Annotated in this window: 21 protein-coding genes; 19 read left to right on the forward strand and 2 right to left on the reverse strand. The window is 74.0% G+C overall.

Annotation, left to right across the window (positions count from 1 at the left end):
* Positions 1-219: 219 nt before the first annotated feature.
* The 9 genes from ACI79P_RS20330 to ACI79P_RS20370 all read left to right on the forward strand — a co-directional run bounded on the left by ACI79P_RS20330 (position 220) and on the right by ACI79P_RS20370 (position 8,490).
* Positions 220-1,095, forward strand: a complete 876-nt coding sequence (locus ACI79P_RS20330; protein WP_456582877.1) for a branched-chain amino acid ABC transporter permease — start codon at positions 220-222, stop codon at positions 1,093-1,095.
* Positions 1,095-2,912: a branched-chain amino acid ABC transporter ATP-binding protein/permease gene (locus tag ACI79P_RS20335; RefSeq protein WP_456582878.1), complete on the forward strand. Its 1,818-nt coding sequence runs from the start codon at positions 1,095-1,097 to the stop codon at positions 2,910-2,912. The genes ACI79P_RS20330 and ACI79P_RS20335 overlap by 1 nt, the downstream gene beginning before the upstream one ends.
* A complete protein-coding gene (locus tag ACI79P_RS20340; RefSeq protein WP_456582879.1) occupies positions 2,909-3,631 on the forward strand; it encodes an ABC transporter ATP-binding protein in 723 nt (240 codons plus the stop codon). Before ACI79P_RS20335 ends, ACI79P_RS20340 begins: the two co-directional genes overlap by 4 nt.
* Before the next feature lie 171 nt (positions 3,632-3,802).
* A complete protein-coding gene (locus ACI79P_RS20345) occupies positions 3,803-4,162 on the forward strand; it encodes a histidine triad nucleotide-binding protein (RefSeq protein ID WP_456582880.1) in 360 nt (119 codons plus the stop codon).
* Positions 4,163-4,212: 50 nt separating this feature from the next.
* Complete coding sequence (locus ACI79P_RS20350) at positions 4,213-5,034, forward strand: enoyl-CoA hydratase/isomerase family protein (protein WP_456582881.1); 822 nt, start codon at positions 4,213-4,215, stop codon at positions 5,032-5,034.
* A 229-nt stretch (positions 5,035-5,263) separates the two neighbouring features.
* Positions 5,264-6,286 carry a PhoH family protein gene (locus ACI79P_RS20355; RefSeq protein ID WP_456582882.1) on the forward strand — a complete coding sequence of 341 codons (1,023 nt, stop codon included), beginning with the start codon at positions 5,264-5,266 and terminating at the stop codon, positions 6,284-6,286.
* A 5-nt stretch (positions 6,287-6,291) separates the two neighbouring features.
* Positions 6,292-6,795 carry an rRNA maturation RNase YbeY gene (gene ybeY, locus ACI79P_RS20360; protein WP_456582883.1) on the forward strand — a complete coding sequence of 168 codons (504 nt, stop codon included), beginning with the start codon at positions 6,292-6,294 and terminating at the stop codon, positions 6,793-6,795.
* Positions 6,792-8,153 (forward strand): hemolysin family protein, encoded by a 1,362-nt coding sequence (locus tag ACI79P_RS20365; protein WP_456582884.1) that lies wholly within the window; start codon positions 6,792-6,794, stop codon positions 8,151-8,153. The genes ybeY and ACI79P_RS20365 overlap by 4 nt, the downstream gene beginning before the upstream one ends.
* Positions 8,154-8,157: 4 nt before the next feature.
* Positions 8,158-8,490 (forward strand): cytidine deaminase, encoded by a 333-nt coding sequence (locus ACI79P_RS20370; RefSeq protein ID WP_236826234.1) that lies wholly within the window; start codon positions 8,158-8,160, stop codon positions 8,488-8,490.
* On the opposite strand, the gene ACI79P_RS20375 is transcribed toward ACI79P_RS20370, so the two are convergent.
* On the reverse strand, positions 8,487-9,074 hold the full coding sequence (locus ACI79P_RS20375) for a hypothetical protein (protein ID WP_456582885.1): 588 nt from the start codon (positions 9,072-9,074) through the stop codon (positions 8,487-8,489). The two genes, ACI79P_RS20370 and ACI79P_RS20375, sit on opposite strands and share 4 nt — an antisense overlap.
* A gap of 124 nt (positions 9,075-9,198) precedes the next feature.
* On the opposite strand from ACI79P_RS20375, the gene ACI79P_RS20380 reads away from it, so the two are divergent.
* The 8 genes from ACI79P_RS20380 (at position 9,199) to ACI79P_RS20415 (ending at position 14,901) form a co-directional block, all read left to right on the forward strand.
* Complete coding sequence (locus ACI79P_RS20380; RefSeq protein ID WP_456582886.1) at positions 9,199-9,399, forward strand: hypothetical protein; 201 nt, start codon at positions 9,199-9,201, stop codon at positions 9,397-9,399.
* Between the two features lie 65 nt (positions 9,400-9,464).
* Positions 9,465-10,379, forward strand: coding sequence for a GTPase Era (era, locus tag ACI79P_RS20385; protein ID WP_456582887.1), 915 nt, complete (start codon positions 9,465-9,467; stop codon positions 10,377-10,379).
* On the forward strand, positions 10,379-11,167 hold the full coding sequence (gene recO / locus ACI79P_RS20390) for a DNA repair protein RecO (protein ID WP_456582888.1): 789 nt from the start codon (positions 10,379-10,381) through the stop codon (positions 11,165-11,167). Before era ends, recO begins: the two co-directional genes overlap by 1 nt.
* Positions 11,157-11,921, forward strand: a complete 765-nt coding sequence (locus tag ACI79P_RS20395) for an isoprenyl transferase (RefSeq protein WP_456582889.1) — start codon at positions 11,157-11,159, stop codon at positions 11,919-11,921. Before recO ends, ACI79P_RS20395 begins: the two co-directional genes overlap by 11 nt.
* A 72-nt stretch (positions 11,922-11,993) precedes the next feature.
* Positions 11,994-12,677: a hypothetical protein gene (locus tag ACI79P_RS20400; protein ID WP_456582890.1), complete on the forward strand. Its 684-nt coding sequence runs from the start codon at positions 11,994-11,996 to the stop codon at positions 12,675-12,677.
* A 70-nt stretch (positions 12,678-12,747) separates the two neighbouring features.
* On the forward strand, positions 12,748-13,023 hold the full coding sequence (locus tag ACI79P_RS20405) for an antibiotic biosynthesis monooxygenase family protein (RefSeq protein ID WP_456582891.1): 276 nt from the start codon (positions 12,748-12,750) through the stop codon (positions 13,021-13,023).
* 23 nt (positions 13,024-13,046) lie between these two features.
* Positions 13,047-13,430: an HNH endonuclease gene (locus ACI79P_RS20410; RefSeq protein WP_456582892.1), complete on the forward strand. Its 384-nt coding sequence runs from the start codon at positions 13,047-13,049 to the stop codon at positions 13,428-13,430.
* Positions 13,431-13,503: 73 nt separating this feature from the next.
* Positions 13,504-14,901, forward strand: coding sequence for a glycine--tRNA ligase (locus ACI79P_RS20415; RefSeq protein ID WP_456582893.1), 1,398 nt, complete (start codon positions 13,504-13,506; stop codon positions 14,899-14,901).
* A gap of 90 nt (positions 14,902-14,991) precedes the next feature.
* Here the strand turns inward: ACI79P_RS20415 and ACI79P_RS20420 are convergent, their stop codons facing one another.
* Positions 14,992-16,074 (reverse strand): type IV toxin-antitoxin system AbiEi family antitoxin domain-containing protein, encoded by a 1,083-nt coding sequence (locus ACI79P_RS20420; RefSeq protein WP_456582894.1) that lies wholly within the window; start codon positions 16,072-16,074, stop codon positions 14,992-14,994.
* Between the two features lie 258 nt (positions 16,075-16,332).
* Here ACI79P_RS20420 and dusB point away from each other — a divergent pair, with 258 nt between their 5' ends.
* The gene (gene dusB / locus ACI79P_RS20425; RefSeq protein WP_456582895.1) at positions 16,333-17,493 is read left to right on the forward strand and encodes a tRNA dihydrouridine synthase DusB; all 1,161 of its coding nucleotides are present in this window, start codon (positions 16,333-16,335) and stop codon (positions 17,491-17,493) included.
* Positions 17,490-17,930: an Rv0361 family membrane protein gene (locus ACI79P_RS20430; RefSeq protein WP_456582896.1), complete on the forward strand. Its 441-nt coding sequence runs from the start codon at positions 17,490-17,492 to the stop codon at positions 17,928-17,930. The genes dusB and ACI79P_RS20430 overlap by 4 nt, the downstream gene beginning before the upstream one ends.
* The last annotated feature ends 20 nt before the right edge of the window (positions 17,931-17,950 follow it).

A 17,950-nucleotide genomic window follows, 5' to 3' on the forward strand; every position in this document is an offset into this window, starting at 1 on the left:
AGATCTCGGCGTTGTCCTCGAGACCGGCGAGCCACGCCCGGGTCGCCTCCTCGCCCTCCATCTCCAGGACGGCGCTGACGATCGCCTGGAAGTCCGCCCCTCCGGCGGCGATGGCGCCCCCCCCCCCCCCCCCCCCGGCGCCCCCGCCCCCCCCCCCCCCCCCCCCGGCCGTGCGTCGGCTACCGTGCCCGGGCACCCACGACGAGAACAGGCAACGCTGTGCAGCAGCTCCTCAACGGCATCTTCATCGGCTCGATCTACGCGTTGTTCGCCATCGGCTTCACGCTGGTCTTCGGCATCCTCGACCGGCTGAACCTCGCGCACCCCGCGGTCTTCGCCGCCTCGGCCTTCGTCGGCATCGAGCTGGTGGAGCGGGGGGGCCTCTCCCTCTGGACGGCGCTGCCGATCGTCTTCGTGTTCGGCGCCGTCCTCGGCCTGGTCATCGAGCGGGTCGCGTTCCGGCCGCTCAAGAACCGGGCCGACGCCCACTTCGCCGGGCTGATCTCCTCGATCGCGCTCGCCGGCATGCTGATCGCGCTGCTGCAGTGGCGCTACGGCCCCGACACCCGCCGCTTCCCGCCGGGCTCCTTCCCCGACACCCGGTACGAGGTGTTCGGCGCCCAGGTGACCCTGGTGCAGGTGGTCATCCTCGCGGTCTCGCTCGCCCTGATGGTGGGCCTGACCTACATGGTCACCCGGACGCGGCTGGGCCGGGGCATGCGCGCGGTCGCGGAGAACCCGACCGCGGCGCGGGTGCTGGGCGTGAACGTCGACCGGGTCACCGCGGTCACCTTCGCGATCTCCTCGGCGCTCGGCGCGGTCGCCGGCGTGCTGTTCGCCATCAACGTGAACACCGCCCAGCTGGGCATGGGTGCGGCGATCGAGCTCAAGGGCCTGGCGGTCATCATCGTCGGCGGCATGGGCTCGCTGCCCGGTGCGCTCATCGGCGGGCTGCTGCTGGGGCTGGCCGAGGTGTTCGCCGTCCAGCACATCGGCTCGTCCTGGGTGAACGTGATCGCCTTCGGCCTGCTGTTCGTGATCCTGCTGCTGCGCCCGCAGGGGCTGCTCGGCGCGCGGAAGGTCCGGGAGGTCTGATGCTGGTCCAGTACGCCGCCACGCTCACCTTCATCGCGCTGGGCGCGATCTTCGCCTACTCCTTCTACGCCGTCCTGATCGCCGGGCAGCTCAGCCTCGGCCAGGCCGGCTTCGCCTCCCTGGCAGCGTTCTCCGGGGCGTACCTGGCACCCAGCGGAACCGACGTCGGCGACGTCCCCGCGCTGCTGATCGCCGTGGCGATCGGCATGTCGGTCGGGGCGCTCGGCGCCGTCGTCCTCGGCCTGCCGACCATGCACCTGCGCGGGGTCTTCCTGGCCATCGCGACCCTCGGCTTCGCCGAGGCGGTCCGCGTGGTGCTGCTCAACCAGGAGTGGACCGGCGGCGCCCAGGGGCTCGGGGTGCCCCGGGTCCTCACCGTCGGCATGGCCTGGACGGCGCTGGCGCTGGTGGCCTACTGGTTCTGGCGGATGGGCCGATCTCGGTACGGCCGTGCGCTGGAGGCCATCCGCGAGGACGAGCTGGCCGCCCGCTCGATGGGCATCGACGTGGGCCGCCACCGGCTGGCCGCGTTCGTCACCGCGGGCGCCGTCGCCGGGCTGTACGGCGTCCTGTACGCCTACTACGTCCGGCTCATCGCCCCCAACGACTTCGACTTCGTCGCGGCCGTCGAGGGGCTGGTCACCGCCGTCCTGGGCGGCTCGACGATGTTCCTGGGGCCGCTGCTCGGCAGCGGGTTCCAGACGCTCGTCCCGGAGATCCAGCGGGCGGTCGGGGTGGAGGCCGGCTGGATCCGGCCGTTCCTCGCCAGCCTGCTCCTGCTGGTCGTCATCCTCTTCCTGCCCGGCGGGCTCGCGAGCCTCATCCCGCGGCGGACCCGCATGCCCTCCGGTGCCGACGACGACAGCACCACGGGCCTCGCCGGTCGTCGGCACCCGGCGGCCGGGGAGCCGGTGGTGACGCTCGCGGGCTTGGGCAAGGAGTACGGCGGCGTGCACGCCGTCCGCGGCGTGGACCTGGAGATCCGGGCCGGCGAGGTCGTCGGCCTGATCGGCCCCAACGGCGCCGGCAAGACCACCCTGGTGAACATGATCAGCGGGCTGGTCCCGCCCAGTTCCGGGAGCGCGACGGTGCTCGGGACGGCGATCGGCAGCACGCCGGTGCACCGCATCGCAGCGGCCGGGGTGAGCCGCACGTTCCAGCACTCGAAGCTGTTCAACCGGCTCTCGGCGCTGGAGAACGTGCTGGTCGGTGCCCACCTGGTCAGCCGGCCCACCTTCCTGCGGCGGCTGCTCTGGCTGCCGTCGGCGCGGCGCGACGAGCGTGCGGCGCTGCGGCAGGCGGCCCGCTGCCTGGAGCGCGTCGGGCTGAGCGAGCTGGCCGGCAGCCGGGCGGACGCGCTGTCCTACGGTGACCAGCGCCGGCTCGAGATCGCCCGCGCGCTGGCCTCGGACCCCTCCCTGCTCATCCTGGACGAGCCGGCCGCGGGGATGAACCACGTCGAGGCGGCCCGGCTGTCGGAGCTGATCCGGTCGCTGGCGCGCGACGGGCTCACCATCCTCTTCATCGAGCACAACGTCGGCATGGTGCTGCAGACCTGCACCCGCGTCGTCGTCCTCAACTTCGGCGAGGTCATCGCCAGCGGTGCGCCGGACGAGGTCGCCGCCGACCCGGCGGTCATCGAGGCCTACCTGGGGTCGGCCGACGACGACGGCGACGAGGGCCCCGTCGCCGGGACGGCCCGCTCCGGCGCCACCGCAGCCGGCGCCGGCGACGCGCCACCGGACGCCGTCGCCAACGTGCGGCCCGGCGCCGCCGGCACCCTGGACACGCCCGACAGCACGAGGGATGCGACATGAGCGACCCGATCCTCACCGTGGAGGGCCTGCGGGTGACCTACGGCCGGGTGGAGGCGGTGCGCGACGTCTCCTTCCGGGCCGAGCAGGGATCGCTCGTCACGCTGGTCGGGGCGAACGGCGCGGGCAAGTCCTCGGTCATCAACGCCGTCTCCGGCATGCTGCGGCCGGCCGGCGGCCGGATCACCTTCGAGGGCCAGGACATCACCCGCACCCCCGCACACAAGCTGGTGGGCCGTGGGCTGGTGCAGGTGCCCGAGGGGCGGCAGATCCTCGCCACCCTGACCATCGAGGAGAACCTCCAGATGGGCACGTGGCACGCGGGCACCGGCGGCGCGCGCCGCGTCGACGAGATGTACGACCGGTTCCCCGTGCTCGCCGAGCGGCGGGCGTTGCCGGCGGGGGCGCTCTCCGGCGGGGAGCAGCAGATGCTGGCCATCGCTCGCGCCCTGGTCGCCGGACCCACGGTGATGCTCATGGACGAGCCGTCGATGGGGCTGGCGCCCAAGATCGTCGACGAGGTCTTCCGCGTCATCGAGGAGATCCGCGCGTCGGGCACCACGGTCGTGCTGGTGGAGCAGAACGCCCGCCGGGCCCTGCGCGCCGCCGACCACGGGTACGTGCTGCAGAGCGGCGAGGTGGTGCACTCCGGCCCGGCAGCCGAGCTGCTCGCCGACGAGCGCATCGTGCAGGCCTACCTGGGGGTCGAGAGCGGCACCTGACAGCGGGCTCGCTGCGGGCGTGATGTGCTGGAACGGCCCCCGTGCAGGGTCCCGCCGCGAGCGCAGCGAGTGGTGGGGGGCGGTGACGTGCTGGAACGGCCCCCGTGCAGGGGGCCCGCCGCGAGCGCAGCGAGTGGTGGGGGGCACGGGGGTCCTCCTAGGGTGCGGGGCGTGACCGACTGCCTGTTCTGCCGCATGGTGTCCGGTGAGATACCCGCCGACGTCGTCCACCGGACCGAGCGGGTGCTCGCCTTCCGCGACATCAACCCGCAGGCCGCGACGCACGTCCTGGTCATCCCCACCGAGCACCACCCGACCGCGGGCGCTCTCGCCGAGGCCGACCCCGCGCTGATGGGCGAGGTCGTGGCCGCCGCGCACGCGGTGGCTCGGCAGGAGCGGCTGGTGACCGGCGACGGCGCCGAGCCCGGGTACCGGCTGGTGGCGAACACCGGGCCGGCGGCCGGGCAGACGGTCCACCACGTCCACCTCCACGTGCTGGGCGGCCGCGACCTCGGCTGGCCGCCGGGCTGACCGGCACGGCCCCCGTCCCGGGAGCCCGGACCGCCTGAGAAGGTGGGCCCATGACCGAGAGCACCGCGCCCCTCCGCATCGAGCGCGACGGCGACGTCGCCGTCGTCGTGCTGGAGAACCCGCCGCTGAACCTCTTCGACGCCGCGACGTTCGACGCGATGGAGGCGGTGGCCGGCGAGCTGGTCGAGCTCACCGACCCGGCACGGGCCGACCGGGCCCGCGCCGTGCTGGTCGAGGCGCGCGGCAAGGTCGTCTCCGGCGGGGTCGACGTCACGTACTTCCGCGACATCGCCGAGGGTCCCGACCCGGCCGGCCGGGGCGGGGAGCTGTGGGCGCGGTTGCTTCGCGTCGCGAACGCCTTCGAGGACCTGCCCGTCCCCACCGTCTTCGCCGCGCACGGGCTCTGCCTCACCGCCGCCTTCGAGCTGGCGCTCTCCTGCGACATCCTGCTCGCCGCGGAGAAGGCCTCGTTCGGCCTGGTGGAGATCGTGGTCGGCCTCACGCCCTCGATGGGCGGGCCCCAGCGGCTGGCCGAGCGGGCCGGGCCGGCCCGGGCCAAGGAGCTGATCTACACCGGCGAGCGCTACCCGGCCGCCGTCCTGGAGCGGTGGAACGTGGTGAACCGGGTGCTCCCCGACGAGGGCTTCGCCGAGGCGGCCCGCGAGTACGCGCGCCGGGTCGCGGCCGGTCCCACGGTGGCGCACGCCGCCACCAAGCGGCTGGCGACCGTGGCGGTGCGCGAGGGGGCCCGCGCGGCCGACGCGCTGGTGCCGGAGATCTCCGGGCCGCTGTTCGCCACCGAGGACCTCCGCGGCGCCGTCGCCTCCTTCCTGACGGAGGGGCCGGGCAAGGCGACGTACACCGGTCGCTGACCCCTTCGGGCGAGCCAGGTTCCGGAGGTCCGCGCGCGGGTAGAGTCGATCGGGTCACCGGTGCGGATCCCCGCACCTCACCGTCGCAGGAAGGCAGGGTCGAGGGTTCTTGCCCGACACCTCCCCGAACGTCCCCGTGCCAGGAGCGCCCACGTCGCGTGAGGCCTCGGCACAGGCCGCCGCGGCGGACGGCGCGCTCGCCGGTCCGCCCGCCCCGTCCGTTCCTCCGGTGCGGACCACCATCACCGTTCCCGACGGCGTCCCGATGGTCGCCCTCCTCGGCTCGGGCGACGAGCTCCTCCGGCTCGTGGAGGCCGGCCTCGACGCCGACGTCCACGTGCGCGGCAACGAGATCGCCGTCACCGGGCAGCCGGCCGACAACGCCTTCGCCGTCCGCGTCTTCGACGAGCTGATCGCGCTGATCGGCACCGGCCAGGTGCTGCGGCCGGACTCGGTGCGCCGCGTCATCGGCATGCTCAAGGCCGGGGGCGACGAGCGCCCGGCGGACGTGCTGAGCCTGGACATCATCAGCCGGCGCGGCCGCACCATCCGGCCGAAGACGCTGAACCAGAAGCGCTACGTCGACGCCATCGACGAGCACACCGTCGTCTTCGGGATCGGCCCGGCCGGCACCGGCAAGACCTACCTGGCGATGGCCAAGGCGGTCCAGGCGCTGACGACCAAGCAGGTCAACCGGATCATCCTCACCCGCCCGGCCGTCGAGGCCGGCGAGCGGCTGGGCTACCTGCCCGGGACGCTGAGCGAGAAGATCGACCCCTACCTGCGGCCGCTGTACGACGCGCTGCACGACATGGTCGACCCGGAGTCGATCCCGCGGCTGATGCAGTCGGGCACCATCGAGGTCGCGCCGCTGGCGTACATGAGGGGAAGGACCCTGAACGACGCGTTCGTCATCCTCGACGAGGCGCAGAACACCACGGCCGAGCAGATGAAGATGTTCCTCACCCGGCTCGGCTTCGGATCCAAGATCGTCGTCACCGGTGACGTCACGCAGGTCGACCTGCCCGGCGGCGCCCAGAGCGGGCTGAAGATCGTCCGCGAGATCCTCGACGGCATCGAGGACGTCCACTTCGCCAACCTGACCAGCACCGACGTCGTCCGCCACCGGCTCGTCGGCGACATCGTCGACGCCTACGAGCGCTGGGACGCCACCCGGCAGGCGCCCACGAGCCGATCGGCCGCCGGCGCGGCGCCGGCCCGCACGTCCCGACCGCGCCGGCAGGGGAGCTGACCGACGTGCCCGTCGAGGTGTCCAACGAGTCCGAGATCGCCGTGGACGAGGCCGAGCTGGCCGGCGTCTGCCGGTTCGTGCTGGGCGAGATGAAGATCAACCCGATGGCCGAGCTCTCCGTGCTGTGCGTCGACCCCGACTACATGAGCAGCCTGCACGAGCGGTGGATGGGCGAGAAGGGCCCCACCGACGTGCTGGCCTTCCCCATGGACGAGTTCGACAGCGGCCGGCCCGACGACCCCGAGCCCGGCCCCGCCCTGCTCGGCGACATCGTGCTGTGCCCCTCCGTCGCCGTCCGGCAGGCCCGCGCCGCCGGTCACTCGATGGACGACGAGCTGGTTCTGCTGGCCACCCACGGCGTGCTCCACCTGCTGGGCTACGACCACATGGAGCCCGAGGAGGAGAAGGAGATGTTCGGCCTCCAGGGCAAGCTCATCGACGCCTGGCGGGCCGCTCCGCGCGAGCCGGTGACCGGTGCGCCGGTGGCCAAGGAGACCGGTTCCCGATGACTGCCGGCGCGATCACCAGCCTGGTGGTCGCCATCTGCCTCATCCCTCTCGCCGGTCTGTTCGGCGCGATGGAGGCGGCCCTCCAGCGGGTCTCGAAGGCGCGCGTGGAGGAGCTCCGCCGCGACGGCGTGAAGCGGGCCGCGGGCCTGGAGCAGGTCGTCGCCGACCGGGCGCGGCACGTCTCGCTGCTCCTGCTGCTGCGGATCCTCTGCGAGATGGTCGCCGCGGTCATCGTGGCGCTGCTCTTCTTCGACCTGTGGGACAGCACGCTGCAGGCGGTGCTGGCGGCGGCGGGCGTGATGACCGTGGTCAGCTACGTGCTGGTCGGCGTGGGCCCCCGCACCCTGGGCCGCCAGCACGCGTACGGCACGGCGCTGGCCACGGCGGGGATCGTCCGGCTGCTGGGCCGGGTCCTCGGGCCCGTCGCCAGCCTGCTCATCCTGGTCGGCAACGCGATCACCCCCGGGCGCGGCTTCCGCGACGGCCCCTTCTCCTCGGAGGTGGAGCTGCGCGAGCTGGTCGACATGGCCGAGGAGCGCGGGGTCGTGGAGTCCGGCGAGCGCAACATGATCCACTCGGTGTTCGAGCTGGGCGACACGATCGCCCGCGAGGTCATGGTCCCGCGCACCGACGTCGTCTGGATAGAGCGCACCAAGACCGTGCGCCAGGCCCTGGCCCTCGCGCTGCGCAGCGGCTTCAGCCGCATCCCGGTCATCGGCGAGAACGTGGACGACGTCGTCGGTGTCGTCTACCTCAAGGACCTGGTCCGCCGCTCGCAGAACACGCAGGACCGCAACGGGCCCAAGGTCGAGGAGCTGATGCGCCCGCCGACGTTCGTGCCGGAGTCCAAGCCCGTCGACGAGCTGCTGCGCGACATGCAGGCCGCCCGCATCCACATCGCGATCGTGGTCGACGAGTACGGCGGCTTCGCCGGCCTGGTGACCATCGAGGACATCCTCGAGGAGATCGTGGGCGAGATCGCCGACGAGCACGACGCCTTCCAGCGGCCGGAGATCGAGCACCTCGAGGACGGCTCGGCGCGGATCACCGCCCGGCTGCCGGTGCAGGACCTCGCCCACCTGTTCCCGGGCGTGGAGCTGCCCGAGGACGACGACGTCGAGACCGTCGGGGGCCTGCTCGCCCGGGAGCTCGGGCGGGTGCCGATCGAGGGGGCCGCGGCCGAGGTCGGCGGGCTGCGCCTGGTGGCCGAGAGCACCGGCGGGCGGCGCAACCGCATCGACACGCTGCTGGTCTGCCGGCTGCCCGAGCCGTCGGAGGACGGCGAGGAGCCCACCGAGGAGCCGCACGCGTCGGGGGCCACCCGCGCGGAGCAGCCGGCCGGCGTGGTGGAAGGCTGAGAAAGTGGCTGATCTGCACCCCGAGGACGCGAAGCTCGTGACGCTGGCCCGCTCGGCGCGCGCCCGCACCGGCGCCACCGAGGGCGCCGCGGTGCGCGACACGGACGGCCGCACCTACGTGGCCGCGAGCGTGGCGCTGCCCTCGCTCACCCTCACCGCCCTCCAGGCCGCCGTCGCCGCCGCCGTCTCCAGCGGGGTCGAGGGGCTGGAGGCCGCCGTCGTCGTCTCCGCGGCCGAGGCCGTGGAGCCCGCCGGCCTGGCCGCCGTCCGCGACCTCACCGCCGGCGCCCCGGTGCACCTGGCCGGGCCCGACGGAGCCCTGCGCGCCTCGGCCTAACGGGTCAGCGGCAAGCCGAGGGAGTCGGCGAACGCGGCCGGGTCGCGCACCCAGAGACCCAGGGCCCGCTCGCCGTCGTCGTCGAGGTACCGGACGGCGACCCGGCTGCGGCCCGGCAGCCACCCGCCGCGCCTCTCCGGACGCGGCCAGTCCGCCGGGGCGCGGCCGACGTGCACCGCCTGCACCAGCGTCGAGGGGATGACGGCCGCCGGATCGGTGCGGCTCCCGGCCACGTCGAACGAGAGCCCGTGGTCGGAGACGGTGACCCGGCGGGCGTTCAGCACGTACACCGCGATCCCGGCGACGAGGGCCAGCGGCAGCTCGTCGCGCACGGCGTCCGACCCGGCGAGCCAGCCGAACAGCCCCAGCCACAGGACGACGACGAGCACGGCGGCGCCGGCCGCGTACGGGCCCCCGGGCCGGTACTGCCAGTAGCGCAGCGGAGCGGGGACGACGGTCGCCGACCGCTTCGGGCCCCAGCCGGCGACGAAGCGGTGCCCACGCACCTGCTCGGCATGCAGCCGCCGCGCGCGCTCGGCCGCCGCCCGGGGTGGCCGGGCCCTGTTCCGCTGTCGTCCTGCCACGGGGCCGATCTTCCCAGCCCCACCCGACGCCGAGGGCCGGGGACCGTGGCGGCTGGCAGGATCGTTGCGGACGACGTCATCGCTGCCACTTCTCCGGGGCTGGGCACCGGGGGATCGTGGAGGGGTGACCACGTTGCTCTTCCTGCTCCTCGTCGTCGTGGCGCTGCGGACCCTGGCGGGGCCCGCCCGCCGGCGCCGCGACGCGCGGCCCGCGTCCTGGCCGGAGGCCGGGCGGTGGCTGCTGGAGGACGTGCTGGCCGGTGCCCGGGAGCTCGGCCGCCTCGACGCCGGACGGCGCGAGCGGGCGGGCCGCCCCTGGTCCTGACCGCCGGCGCGGCGCCCCGCACGCCGGGCGCGGCGTTGTCGGCTCCCGGTGGGAGACTGGCGGCCGTGACCGACCCTGACCAGCCGTACCGCAGTGGCTTCGTGGCCCTGGTCGGTCGCCCCAACGCCGGCAAGACCACGCTGACCAACGCGATGGTCGGCGAGAAGGTCGGCATCGTGAGCAACCGGCCGCAGACGACCCGGCACGCCATCCGCGGCGTCGTCCACCGGCCCGGCGGCCAGGTCGTGCTGGTCGACACCCCGGGGCTGCACAAGCCCAAGAGCCTGCTGGGCCGCCGGCTCAACGACGTCGTCCGCGACACGCTGGCCGACGTCGACGTGGTCGTCTTCTGCGTCCCGGCCGACCAGCCCGTCGGCACCGGCGACCGCTACATCGCCCGCCAGCTGCAGGAGGTCGAGGCGCCCGTGGTGGTCGTGGTCACCAAGACCGACGCCGCGGCGAAGAAGCACGTGGCCGAGCAGCTGATCGCGGCCAGCCAGCTGGTCGAGGCCGCCGAGGTGGTGCCGGTCAGCGCGGTGAAGGGCGACCAGGTGGAGCTCCTGGAGGACCTCCTGGTCGGCCTGCTGCCGGAGGGGCCGCCGCTGTACCCGCACGCGCAGACCACCGACGAGGACACCGAGCGGCAGCTCGCCGAGCTGGTGCGCGAGGCGGCGCTGGAGAAGGTGTTCCAGGAGGTGCCGCACTCGCTCGCGGTCACCGTCGAGGAGCTGAACCGCCGTCCCGACCCCAAGCAGCCCGGGCGCGAGCTGGTCGAGGTGCACGCGCTGCTGCACTGCGAGCGGCCCAGCCAGAAGCCGATGCTGCTCGGCAGGGGTGGGTCGATCATCAAGGCGATCGGCACCGAGGCCCGCCAGGGCATGGAGGCGCTGCTGGGGGCGCGCGTGCACCTGGAGCTGCACGTCACCGTCCTGGGGGAGTGGCAGGACGACCCGAAGAAGCTCAACCGGCTCGGCTACTGATGGCGCACACCCCCAAGGCGCTGTACCGGGACGAGGGCATCGTCCTGCGCACCCAGAAGCTCGGCGAGGCCGATCGCATCATCACGGTGCTCACCCGCCGGCACGGCAAGGTGCGCGCGGTGGCCAAGGGCGTGCGCCGCACCAAGAGCAAGTTCGGCGCGCGCCTGGAGCCGTTCACCCACGTCGACCTGCAGCTCTACACCGGGCGCAGCCTCGACATCGTGAGCCAGGCGGAGTCCATCCGGTCCTACGGTCAGGAGATCGTGGCCGACTACCCGGCCTACACCGCCGGCACCGCCGTCCTGGAGACCGCCGACCGGCTCACCGCGGAGGAGAAGGAGCCCTCGCTCCGGCTGTTCCTCCTCGTGATCGGGGCGCTGCGGGCGCTGGGGGAGCAGTCCCACCCGGCGCCGCTGGTGCTCGACGCCTTCCTGCTGCGGGCGATGTCGGTCGCCGGCTGGGAGCCGGCGCTGGCCGACTGCGCCCGCTGCGGCGAGGCCGGCCCGCACCGGCACTTCTCGGTGCCCGCCGGCGGCACCGTCTGCCCGTCCTGCCGCCCCACCGGGTCGGCCATGCCGAGCCCGGTCACCATCGAGCTGCTCGACGCGCTGCTGACCGGCGACTGGGGCCGCGCCGACGCCAGCCAGGGCATCAACCGGCGCGAGGGCAGCGGGCTGGTCGCCGCGCTGCTGCAGTGGCACCTGGAGCGCGGGCTGCGCTCGCTGCCGCTGGTGGACCGGACCGAGTCGGCACCCCGCCGGGAGATGAGCCTGCTGCATGAAGCGTGAGGTGAAGCCGCCGAATCCGCACCCGTCCGGCGTCCGCCCCCCGCAGCTGCCGGAGGACAAGGTGCCCCGGCACATCGCCCTGGTCATGGACGGCAACGGGCGGTGGGCCGAGCAGCGAGGCCTGCCCCGCACCGCCGGGCACGAGGCGGGGGAGTCCTCGCTGTTCGACTGCGTGGAGGGCGCGATCGAGCTGGGCGTCAAGGCGATCAGCGCGTACGCGTTCTCCACCGAGAACTGGCGGCGCAGCCCCGACGAGGTGCGCTTCCTCATGGGCTTCAACCGCGACGTGATCCGCCGCCGCCGCGACGAGATGCACGAGCTGGGGGTGCGCGTGCGCTGGGCCGGGCGGCGGCCACGGCTGTGGCGCAGCGTCATCAAGGAGCTCGAGATCGCCGAGGAGCTGACCCGGGACAACGACGTCCTCACTCTCACCATGTGCGTGAACTACGGCGGGCGCGCGGAGATCGCCGACGCCGCGGCCGCGATCGCCCGCGAGGTCGCCGCCGGGCGGCTGAGCCCGGACAAGGTCGACGAGTCCACGGTCGCCCGGTTCCTCGACGAGCCCGACATGGAGGACGTCGACCTCTTCGTGCGCAGCTCGGGTGAGAACCGGACGAGCAACTTCCTGCTGTGGCAGTCGGCGTACGCCGAGTTCGTCTTCCTCGACACGCTCTGGCCCGACTTCGACCGGCGGCACCTGTGGGCGGCGTGCGAGGAGTTCGCCTCCCGGCAGCGCCGGTTCGGTTCCGCCTGACCCCACGCGGACGTACGGTGTCCGCGCAGCTGGACGGACCCGGCCGAGGTCCCGAGCAGGAGGGTGGGTGCCATGACGCAGCCACCTTCTCGGGGGCACCCGGCCGGGCCCCCCGACCCGGCCGGACGGCACGGGCCGCGTCCGCACGGCTCGACCGCGTCCGGCGGCCCGGGGCACCCGCCGGCCGGTCGTCCGAGGAAGCGGACGCTGCTGCCCTGGCTGATCGGCGCCGCGTTGCTGCTGGTCGCCGGTCTGGGCACGCTGCTGGTCGTCCTGCTGGGCGGCGACGCCGAGCGGCGCAGCGCGGAGCTGACCGGTGCGGGGCAGGAGGCGTCGGCCCCGTCGTCCGTGGGCTCCCTCGGCGGTACCGGTCCGCTGCCCGGGGGAGCGCGGCTCTCCGCGCCCGTCGTCGCGGACGGCGGGCTCTACCCCGGGTCCGGGGACGTCGCCCTCGCCTGGGTGCAGGCGATGGCGGAGGGCGACTTCCAGACCGCCTACGACCTCTCCTGCGAGGACGTGCAGGAGGCTGCGGCCGGTGTGGCGGACGGCGGTGACCCGGCGCTGGTGCTGGGCGACTACTTCTTCTCCGACACCCTCAGCGGGCACGGGTTCACCGGCGGCACCTTCGACGGGGTCGAGCACCAGGCCGAGTCGGCGACCGACCGCGCCTCCTTCACCCTGGACCTCGACGACGGCGATCATTTCCTGCTCTATGTCTACGTCGACGCCGACGGCACGGTCTGCGACTTCTACTGACCGGCGGGGTGCCGCCCGCGCGGGGCGGCGAGGGATCATGCTGCGCGGAGACCGGACGGGGGGAGCACGGGTGTTCGCGGTAACGCGGCTGCGGGTGAGCGCCGACGAGGCGGACGCCTGCGAAGAGGCGGTGACCGGCTTGCTGGCGGCGCTGGCCGCCCGGCCGGGGTTCCGGGGCGGCGAGCTCGGCCGGGCCGCCGACGACCCGACCCTGTGGGCGCTCGTGACCCGCTGGGACGGCGTCGGCGCCTACCGGCGGGGGCTCTCGGCGGCCGAGGTGAAGATCGCCGGCGCGCCGGTCTGGGTGCACGCCCTCGACGAGCCGGGCGCCTACCTGACCGAGTGAGGGGCAGCGCCTACGGTCGGGTCGTGGTCAGCCGCACCCGCACCGCCCGGTACGCCCGCCGGCGCAAGCGCCGCATGGACGCCGTCGAGCACGACCTGAGCGACGCGCAGTGGGCCGCGCTGGAGCACGCGTGGGGTGGCTGCGCCTACTGCGGGGCCACCGGCCGGCCGCTGCAGCGCGACTGCGTGCTCCCGATCTCGCGGGGCGGGCGCTACACGTTCGGCAACGTCGTCCCGGCCTGCGGCTCCTGCAACGCCAGCAAGTGCAACGACGAGGTGACGGGGTGGCTGCGGCGCAAGCGGCTCGACGAGCGGGCCTTCCTCGTGCGCCAGGCCGAGATCCGGGCCTCGCTGGCGCTGCTGTTCTGCACGGAGGCGTCCGAGCGGGCGGCCTCGGCCACCGACTGACGGGGGCACTCTCCCGGCCAACTACCGTGGGCGGGTCAACCGCCGACCGCCAGCCGGATGGAGCCCCCTCCCCGTGAGCACCGCCAAGCACGACGCCGCCCGCCTCGACAAGGTCGTCAACCTCTGCAAGCGACGGGGCTTCGTGTTCCCGTCCGGGGAGATCTACGGCGGTACGCGCTCCGCCTGGGACTACGGCCCGCTGGGCGTGGAGCTCAAGGAGAACATCAAGCGCCAGTGGTGGCGCACCGTCGTCCAGAGCCGGGACGACATCGTCGGCCTGGACTCCTCGGTGATCCTGCCCCGCCAGACCTGGGTCGCCTCGGGCCACGTCGGCGTCTTCACCGACCCGCTCACCGAGTGCCAGAGCTGCCACAAGCGGTTCCGCGCGGACCACCTCGAGGAGGAGTTCGAGGCGCGGAAGGGCCGGGCGCCGGAGAACGGCCTGGCCGACATCGCGTGTCCGAACTGCGGCACGAAGGGCGCCTGGACCGAGCCGCGCGACTTCAACATGATGCTCAAGACCTACCTCGGCCCGGTCGAGGACGAGTCGGGGCTGCACTACCTGCGCCCGGAGACCGCGCAGGGCATCTTCGTCAACTTCGCCAACGTGATGGGTGCCGCGCGGAAGAAGCCGCCGTTCGGCATCGGCCAGATCGGCAAGTCGTTCCGCAACGAGATCACCCCCGGCAACTTCATCTTCCGCACCCGCGAGTTCGAGCAGATGGAGATGGAGTTCTTCGTCGAGCCCGGCACCGACGAGGAGTGGCACCAGTACTGGATCGACGAGCGCACCCGCTGGTACACCGACCTGGGCATCGCCCCGGAGAACCTGCGGCACTACGAGCACGCCAAGGAGAAGCTCTCCCACTACTCGAAGCGCACCGTCGACATCGAGTACCGGTTCGGCTTCCAGGGCTCGGAGTGGGGCGAGCTCGAGGGCATCGCCAACCGCACCGACTTCGACCTCTCGACGCACACCCAGCACTCGGGCACCGACCTGTCCTACTTCGACCAGGCGAGCAACACCCGCTGGACGCCGTACGTGATCGAGCCGGCGGCCGGGCTGACCCGCTCGCTGATGGCCTTCCTCATCGAGGCCTACACCGAGGACGAGGCGCCCAACGCCAAGGGCGGCGTCGACACCCGCACGGTGCTCAGGCTCGACCCGCGGCTGGCCCCGGTGAAGGCCGCCGTCCTGCCGCTGTCGCGCAACGCCGACCTCTCGCCGAAGGCCCGTGACCTCGCGGCCGCGCTGCGCAGGAACTGGAACGTCGACTTCGACGACGCCGGTGCCATCGGCCGCCGGTACCGGCGCCAGGACGAGGTCGGGACGCCGTTCTGCCTCACCGTCGACTTCGACACCCTCGAGGACCAGGCGGTGACCATCCGCGAGCGCGACTCGATGAGCCAGGAGCGCGTGGCGCTGGACCAGGTCGAGTCCTACCTGGCGGCGCGGCTCCCCGGCTGCTGACGGCCTGACCCGGCCCGTCCCGTCCGGCTCGACCCGGGCGGGACGGGGTGGGGCCGCGTGCGCCCGCGGCCCCACCCTGCCGCACACGGGTCAAGCCGGTGGGGAGTCGGCGCCGACCAGGTCGTCGACCCGGGCCAGCCAGCCGTCGTCGAGCGGTGCCTCGGTCCGCGCCCGACCCGCGGGCCGGGGAACAGTCACGAACTCCGGCACCGCCGGGGTCGGGCGGTCGAGCTGACGCCGGACCTGCTGCTCGAGCGCCCGCCGTCCGCTGGAGAGGTCGGCGGCGGCGACGCGCACGAACCCGACGCCGAGGGACCGCAGCAGGTCCTCGTCCCGCTTCTCCCGCCACAGCTCCTCGGCAGGGCTCCGCCCGAACGCCGGCCGTTCATACTTGACCCGGCCGTCGAACTCGACCGCGAGTGCAGCCTCGGGGTACCAGCCGTCGACGACCTTCACCAGCCGTCCGCCGACCCAGAGCTCGACCTGCGGGACGAACGGCGGCAGGCCGAGCGCGGCGAACGTCAGTCGGCCGAACGTCTCCAGCCACGACTCGGCGCGGCCGTCGGCCAACCGGACCGCGCGGACCGCGCGGGGGATGCCAGGGACGCAGGACTGCCGGTCCAGGACGCGCTGGAGCTCCGCCCGGGTGGTCAGCCCGCGCAGCAAGGCCGCATCCGTGGCGGCGACGGCGTGCACCTCGAACCAGGCGCGGGCGACGTCGACCAGCGTCCGGGCCACCGTCGTCACCGGGTAGGCGCCGCGCACGGCGACCTCGTCCTCCGGGAGTGCTGCCCGTGTCATCAGCCAGCCCTGGCCGCGTCGCCACCGATGCGGGTCGGTCAGCTCGACCACCGGGGTGGCGCTCCGGGGCCGCGGTAGGCCCCAGATCCACGCGGCCGTCGCCCCGCTGAGGACGGCCGAGGGACGCGCCAAGTGCGTGGTCACGGCCAGCGCGTCCAGGCCGGGCCGCCGTCCGGTCCGTTCCACCTCGGCGAGGTCGGCGGTGGAGATCAGGATGCCGGGACGGAGCCGGGTCCAGGTGCCGCTGCGGACGGCGCCGGCGATCTCGGCGCGGGTGACCCCGGCCGCGGTGAGCTCGGAGGTGGGCAGGATCCCGAGCCGGCGTCGGCCGGTTTCGGTGGCGGAGAGGGGAGCGGCGGCGGTCCGGAGCACGCCCCGATGGTGGGCCCGCAGACCGGGCCTGTGGGCGGCACGAGGAAGTCTGTGCACAGCCGGCGGGGTGTGGAGACGCGGTCCCGCCCTCGGCTGATGCGGCTCCACCCGGGTGAGGTGAGGTCGAGCCGCCAGGGATCGCGGCTCAACCCCGCCTCGCGCGGGTCAACCCAGGGACGCTGCGGCGCCGCCCACGAGGAGGGAGATCACCCGCCCGGGCAGCGGGGGGAACGGCGGTCGCCACCTACTCTGGGTGGCATGACCGCCACGCTGGAGCCGACGACGACGGTCCTGCCGCCGCTGCGGCTCGGGGCGCTCTCCGTCGACCCCGCCGTCGTGCTCGCACCCATGGCCGGCATCACCAACCCGGCGTTCCGGACGCTGTGCCGCGAGTTCGGTGCCGGCCTCTACGTCTGCGAGATGATCACCACGCGGGCGTTCGTCGAGCGCAACGAGAAGACGCTCCGGATGATCCGCGCGACAGCCGACGAGAAGGACGCCTTCTCCGTCCAGCTCTACGGCGTGGACCCGGCCACCGTCGGGCGCGCGGTCGAGATGCTCGTCGACGAGGGCGTCGCCGGCACCCGCCCGGCGCACATCGACCTGAACTTCGGCTGCCCGGTGCCCAAGGTGACCCGCAAGGGCGGCGGCTCGGCCCTGCCCTGGCGCCGCGTCCTGCTGCAGAACATCCTGCGCGAGGCCGTGCGCGCCGCGAAGGACGTCCCGGTCACGGTCAAGACCCGCATCGGCATCGACGCCGACCACGTCACGTACCTCGACGCCGGCCGGATCGCCCAGGACGAGGGCGCCGCGGCGATCACCCTGCACGGCCGCACCGCCGACCAGCTCTACAGCGGCACCGCCGACTGGGCGCCCATCGCCCGGCTCGTGGAGGCCGTCGACATCCCGGTGCTCGGCAACGGCGACATCTGGGAGGCCGACGACGCGCTGCGCATGGTCGCCGAGACCGGCTGCGCCGGCGTCGTCATCGGCCGCGGGTGCCTGGGCCGGCCGTGGCTGTTCGGCGATCTCGCCGCGGCCTTCGCGGGGGAGCCCCGACGGGAGCTGCCGACCTTCCGCGAGGTGGCGGCGATCATGCGCCGGCACGCGGAACTGCTCTCGGCCGAGCAGGGCGAGCTGCACGGCTGCACCGACTTCCGCAAGCACGTGGCCTGGTACCTCAAGGGCTTCTCGGTCGGGTCGGACACCCGGCGGGCGCTGGCGATGGTGAGCGGCCTCGACGAGCTGGCCGGGCTGCTCGCCGGCATCCCCGACCAGCCCTACCCGACCGCCGTCCTCGGTGCGCCGCGCGGGCGCACCAGCACCCCGCGCCCCGTCGCCCTGCCCGCGGGCTGGCTCGACGACCGCGACGACCCGCGTCCCCCCGTGGGCGCCGAACTGGAGACGAGCGGCGGATGACGCAGGGCCCCTTCCTCTACGACGACGACCCGGCGCCGCTGCACACGGGCACGCCCCGCCGGCGGCAGGGCTGGCTGATCGCCGGCATCCTCGGCGTCGTCCTCCTGGCCGGCGGCATGGTCGCCGGCCTGTACGTGGTCCGCGGGTCCCCGGCCGACCAGTCGGCCGAGGTCACCCAGGTCTTCTACGCGGCGCTGGCCGCCGGGGACACCGAGACGGCGTACGCGCTGCTGTGCGAGGAGGAACAGGCGCGGCTGGACGCGACCGGCATGGAGACCGAGTACCTCCGGCCCGGCTCGGCCGAGGTCGCCGGGGTCCGGGACGACCCGGTCGAGGGCGCCCGGGTCCAGCAGGTGACCGTCCGCTGGGGCGACGGCGGATCGGCGCAGCTCGCGGTGGTCAACGAGGACGGCCCGCGCATCTGCGGGATCGGCTGAGCCGCGGAACCGCATCCCGC

The organism is Blastococcus sp. SYSU DS0510 (genome assembly GCF_054050835.1).

What these genes read in the sequence shown, in the direction of transcription:
- ACI79P_RS20430 (WP_456582896.1), top strand. Translation starts at nt 17,490, where the DNA reads ATGACGCAGGGCCCCTTCCTCTACGACGACGACCCGGCGCCGCTGCAC.
- ACI79P_RS20395 (WP_456582889.1), top strand. Translation starts at nt 11,157, where the DNA reads ATGAAGCGTGAGGTGAAGCCGCCGAATCCGCACCCGTCCGGCGTCCGC.
- ACI79P_RS20335 (WP_456582878.1), top strand. Translation starts at nt 1,095, where the DNA reads ATGCTGGTCCAGTACGCCGCCACGCTCACCTTCATCGCGCTGGGCGCG.
- recO (WP_456582888.1), top strand. Translation starts at nt 10,379, where the DNA reads ATGGCGCACACCCCCAAGGCGCTGTACCGGGACGAGGGCATCGTCCTG.
- dusB (WP_456582895.1), top strand. Translation starts at nt 16,333, where the DNA reads ATGACCGCCACGCTGGAGCCGACGACGACGGTCCTGCCGCCGCTGCGG.
- ACI79P_RS20365 (WP_456582884.1), top strand. Translation starts at nt 6,792, where the DNA reads ATGACTGCCGGCGCGATCACCAGCCTGGTGGTCGCCATCTGCCTCATC.
- ACI79P_RS20350 (WP_456582881.1), top strand. Translation starts at nt 4,213, where the DNA reads ATGACCGAGAGCACCGCGCCCCTCCGCATCGAGCGCGACGGCGACGTC.
- ACI79P_RS20340 (WP_456582879.1), top strand. Translation starts at nt 2,909, where the DNA reads ATGAGCGACCCGATCCTCACCGTGGAGGGCCTGCGGGTGACCTACGGC.
- ACI79P_RS20400 (WP_456582890.1), top strand. Translation starts at nt 11,994, where the DNA reads ATGACGCAGCCACCTTCTCGGGGGCACCCGGCCGGGCCCCCCGACCCG.